Source organism: Paenibacillus sp. 01T422 (assembly GCF_056398785.1).
Genome location: NZ_JBFTQB010000868.1, coordinates 1 through 4,997 on the forward strand (window position 1 = coordinate 1; position 4,997 = coordinate 4,997).

Annotated in this window: 5 protein-coding genes; 1 reads left to right on the top strand and 4 read right to left on the bottom strand. The window is 42.4% G+C overall.

All coding sequences use genetic code 11. From position 1 onward, the window contains the following. A partial coding sequence (locus tag AC1DUA_RS32640) for an Ig-like domain-containing protein (RefSeq protein ID WP_477503690.1) occupies nt 1-493 on the top strand: 493 nt, incomplete at its 5' end. Nucleotides 494-539: 46 nt separating this feature from the next. Here the strand turns inward: AC1DUA_RS32640 and AC1DUA_RS32645 are convergent. The 4 genes from AC1DUA_RS32645 to AC1DUA_RS32660 all read right to left on the bottom strand — a co-directional run. After that, nucleotides 540-2,411: a hypothetical protein gene (locus tag AC1DUA_RS32645; protein WP_477503691.1), complete on the bottom strand. Its 1,872-nt coding sequence runs from the start codon at nt 2,409-2,411 to the stop codon at nt 540-542. 289 nt (nt 2,412-2,700) lie between these two features. Next, nucleotides 2,701-3,255: a type IV pilus modification PilV family protein gene (locus AC1DUA_RS32650; protein ID WP_477503692.1), complete on the bottom strand. Its 555-nt coding sequence runs from the start codon at nt 3,253-3,255 to the stop codon at nt 2,701-2,703. Between the two features lie 34 nt (nt 3,256-3,289). After that, a complete protein-coding gene (locus tag AC1DUA_RS32655; protein ID WP_477503693.1) occupies nt 3,290-4,285 on the bottom strand; it encodes a metal-dependent hydrolase in 996 nt (331 codons plus the stop codon). Between the two features lie 33 nt (nt 4,286-4,318). Continuing rightward, a partial coding sequence (locus AC1DUA_RS32660) for a lysophospholipid acyltransferase family protein (protein ID WP_477503694.1) occupies nt 4,319-4,997 on the bottom strand: 679 nt, incomplete at its 5' end.

Sequence of the window (4,997 nt, forward strand, 5' to 3'; positions counted from 1 at the left end):
TAAATGGAGTGTCATTAATGAAACAGATGATAATGGTGAAGCTACCATTGTTGGTGGTGATAATAACCAAACTGTCGTACTTAAAGGCATCAAGAAAGGCAAAATCCATATCAAAGTCGACGTAGCAGGCGGTCCTGGCTTCCCTTCCAAAACTGCAACCAAGGTCATAGATATGAGGCAGGATCTGACGAAGTTGGAACTTCCTAGTTCCACAATCACTTTGTATGCAAAAGGTACAGCTGCTCAGAGAACATTTGACTTACTCAAATATCTAACGGTTACACCATCCAAGTGGAAAACAGAATGGATAGCCGACTTGAATGCTCAGTTACAGTGGAAAAGCAGTCGATCTGAAATAGCTGATGTTAACTCAAACGGCGAGGTTACCGGCCTCAAGCAAGGGTCGACAACAATAACAGTTACGAATAAAGACGATGAAAATGTGAAAGACGACATTACAGTAAATGTCATCGAGTTTGACGACAGATATTAAAACGAAAGCCCCCGACAATGTCGGGGGCTTTTCGTTACCATCCTTATCACTCAAACTTCGTCACTTGCTTTTTCTTTCCTACGGTCAAGCCTACCTTAGATACACGAGGCAGACCAACCTTCTGATTCTCAAAAATTTGGCTGTTGTAGTCAATAATAAGACGCGATAAATTTTCTGAGGTGGCTTGCGTTTGTTGATCTTCCATTTGAATGCTTTCTACTTGGCCTGTAGCATTCCCTCGGATCGCATTAACTGTAAGATTCCCTTTAGCAAAAAATCCGCCGTAAACCCAAAATACAGAACCTACCCCATATATCGTAGCATCACTATCTGTGTAAAAAAAAGCGTTTAAAATTGGTGGATTATCGCCATGCGTCACCTCCGGCGGGTTTCCTGGCTCATTCGATTTATACTTAAAAGGTTCTTTAATATCACGAAACGAATTCACACGATATATATCAATTGCTCCTTTAGAAATAAGAACTAATTCCTTTTTATCCAAACCTAAAATAGAAGCATCCACAATCTCAGTTTTGCCTAACGTGTAAATCGTAGAATCCATATTAACTGTGTTATGAATAGATAAATTTCCTGTCACAAGGATATTAGCTCTAATGTCAATGCTGCTTTTGCCTGAACTAGTATTATTAATGGTTAAATCACCGTTCACGATGAACCAGCTGCTTTTAGTTAAATTTAGCTTCGTTGGATGTTTACTACTCTCTGTGTAAAGCAAATTGCTGAATATTTCGCCGCCATCAATCGTTAAATTCCCATTATATAGCATAGTATTTTCAAGTTGCGATGAAAACAAATCAGTAAGGATGCTCTTCTTTGCCTCATATGCGGCATACGCCGGAGCATCTGCAGGATCCGGCGCTGTTTCAGGCAGCGGTTCAATAACCTCCATCRATGGACGCAAATAATCCGTCAGACTGTCTCGTGACACCAACGCCGTCTTCACTTTCGTTCTTTGTACATCCGGAGCTGCAGTGTCTTTCCCGATGGCCTGAACCATTTTATCCACAAATGCCTCGTTTACCTCAATTCCCGCAAATTTACTCTGATCTTTGGCATGTATATTTGCTGAATCCGTACTAGTCAGGACATCTTTGATTGTTTTTACGCCTTCTCCCTCTTCTTCACTAATACTTTTATAATCGCTATTACTGTTGCCGACGTTTTCGATCGTATCACATTGTGGACTGGTTTGAGAAAAAGTAGAACTTACAGTTTCACAGTAATAAGCATTTAACCCGTCCCCGGATGCATTCTTTTGGACGTAGGCGCTTCCCTCCAATTTCGGGAATTTCGTCGATTGATATAACGGCGTACCAAGGTACAAATATTCAGCTTCATTTTTGACCTTTAAAGCTTCACCCGCATAAATATCCCCGATGATATAAGGCGATCCATTAATCAGCACAGTACCTTCCGAGCCCATCGCATATTTCAGCGAATCTGGAAACGTGTCCAGAGTAAGAACCTGAGTAAGTCGACGCGTGACATTATTGACAGTAGCTTCAGCTTCAATCGTAATCTCATAATTTAGCGAGCTGTCATCTTTATCATTTTTTTCGAACGAAATATTATGTATTTCCCCTCTAGCCGCACCAACATCTACATCAAGCGAAGTGCTAATCGATCTTCCGTTCAACCGAACTTTAATGTCATCTAACCTCTGTTGAACTTCATCAATATTAACGCCATCCTGACTTTGAAAATCGGACATGATATAAGCAGCTGCTTCATTCAACGCTTTCTCCGCCAAATGCAGACTTTGAACATCCTTTTGCTTCGTCTCCGTTCTTGTTGCCCCGCCTATACTTGCACTCAACACAGCCAAACCTAATATTGAAAAAATAAGAACCATAAATAAAACCAGCAGCAATGCTGAACCGCGTTCCTCGCGAAACATGTTATTCCTCCTTAGAAACCGAACCGGCTTTGCAGCTTGAGCTTGTGCTCTCTTCCTTTAGAAGTCTGGCTCAAATCCAATGTGACATTGATAAGCCCATTCGTACACCCATTTGTACAACTGTTAATATGTATCATAGAATCACTCATTACTTGAGATTTTAATTCTATGGCACTGCTGGCCGACTTCTGATCGCTATAGATATACACTTTATGTTCAGTGTTATCAATTACCACATGACTGACTGAATTATGCACAACATCATTTTGATCTCTTGTTTTCATGTGCATCAAAATGCCATTTTCCTTTTCATTGTTTGTACTGAAATTCTCAACCGAATCAGGGCGTTATTCACATTGTTATCTTTGACATTGACCTCAACACGAATAGGAAGCAAATAATTCGCCATCCCTTTTTTTACAGGATCATTTTTCAAATCATTTGTTATTTCATCCTGATAGGATACGGATATTTGATATTCAATATCATTTACCTTGGGGTTAAGCACGTCCCAAAGCTTCATATTTGGATTTAGAAATAAATTTTGCAAATTATTATTAGAACAAATATTTCTAGTACTGCAGTTCTTGGGAGAAATAGCAGTATCTTTCGTGTTCGGATCAATAAAATAATTATGCATGGTTGCATAGTTCTGCTTCTCCATATAAAACAAGGCATTCCTCGCCAAATTCACCATCACCGTCTTATTCTGATTCCCTTTGTTATAAGACATCGCGTTGATGAAAAACGCCATCATCGCCATGGAAGCCACAGACAATATCACCGTCGCAGCCAAAACCTCTATCAGTGTAAATCCCTCTTCACGGGGCTCTCTTTTATTCATCTCATATGCTCCTAAGATTATTAATTTCAACATTTCACGTGTCTGTAAATATAGGCGCCTTTTTATCCCATCCAAGCGTGTCGCTGACAACGTTCATGTCCCGATCTAATTGAACGTTCACACCGAAAGGCAGCTTGTGTTGATGCCAGAATCGGACATCACGCCACTGCACTTCATAGCCGTCCGTTTTCTCGGTCCAGCACACGTGGATGCGCTGCGCGAAGTGCAGGAAAGCACGGACGCCATCCGTGGCCAGGGTAGCTTGCACAATCGGGTGCGACTGTTCCTGGTTATAGTCGATTTTGCTATATTCCACTTCAGTCACGACTGAACCATCTCGAATTTCACCCAAGTAAAACTGCGTATCGCTTTCAATGACGAATTGCCATCGAAACCAACTGAGGCTGGGAATGAGATGACATATTCCCTCTTCCAGATTCAATTCCTTTTTTACCAACTTAATAAATCGTTTCCGCTGTTCGCTCCTAATAGCAATGTAAAAGAAGGTCGCCACATAAATTAGCGCGAACATCTCCCCGATATGAAGCCCCCCACTGCCATGCCAGACAAATATCCAAATAAGGACGCCAATGGTATGCAGTGCGAACAGGAAGGGCTCGTAGAGACAGAGGGTATCGAGATGATGCCATTTGGAAGAAAACGGCCTGAAACACTGCACGCCATATACGTTAAATAAGTCCAAAAACACATGAAAAACAACAGCCAACAACGTCCACACATACAGGCTAAAAAAGTGATCCCATACCCCAAAGATAGCTGCAAGAGGCAAGCTGAGCACAAGCGGCCAAATAAATAGTGCCGGCAAGGAATGAGTCATTCCTCGATGAACACGCAAATAGTTCGAATACCCTTTGATTCTTGCTATTGTGTCAAAATCAGGGGCATGCGACCCAATGAGCGTCCCGGCCAGAATTGCATGGGTCAAATTCGGATCTTGCGATACGACAGGCTCCAAGCAAGCAAGTCCTGCTAAGGTGACGCCGAACAATAAATGGCTTCCTGTGTCCATGTGTCAATCACCCATCCTTTTGTCTTGTGTGTGTTATCCCACTTCAGATGATGTCGTTTGATCGGCTTTTGTGACAGAATTTTCTTCCCAACGTTCATGTACGTTGAACCAATAGAACCAAGAGCCCGGCTGTTCACGTATAACCCGCTCCATGAACCCATTCAGCAGCAGATTCGCCTCGGCGCGTGCGATACGTCCCGGTACCTCAGCATGCAGTTCAAGTGGAGAACCAAACATGAGCCTATGGTTAAATCCGCGGACGCGATGCCCGTAAAACGGTACAATTGGTATTCGCAAATCATGAGCAAGCATCGCCGCACCTTCCGGCGTCCGAGTTAATCTCCCGAAGAACCGGGATAATGGAAACGAGGAGCGCCAGAAGTCTCCGAGCAGAAAGACGACTCCGCCATTCTGCAAATGTTTTTTTAAAGTCCGATACAGCTCCAGAGGAGGGACACTGTCATAATCCAGTCCATTGCAGCCCATAGCAGCAAATTTAAAATAAAGCGGTCTAAGCTCCGGACTGCCTGCTGAAACGACAGTCAGACAATCATATTTTCGGGTCAAATACCAGTAATAATAGAAAAAGTTCCCAATGTGGGGCGTATAAACGATAAAACCCTTACCATTGGAACGACTTTGTGCTTCTTGAAGATTTTCCTCACCTTGTACATCGAAGTTATGCGTTTGCAGATTTAACAAGCGCTTAGAT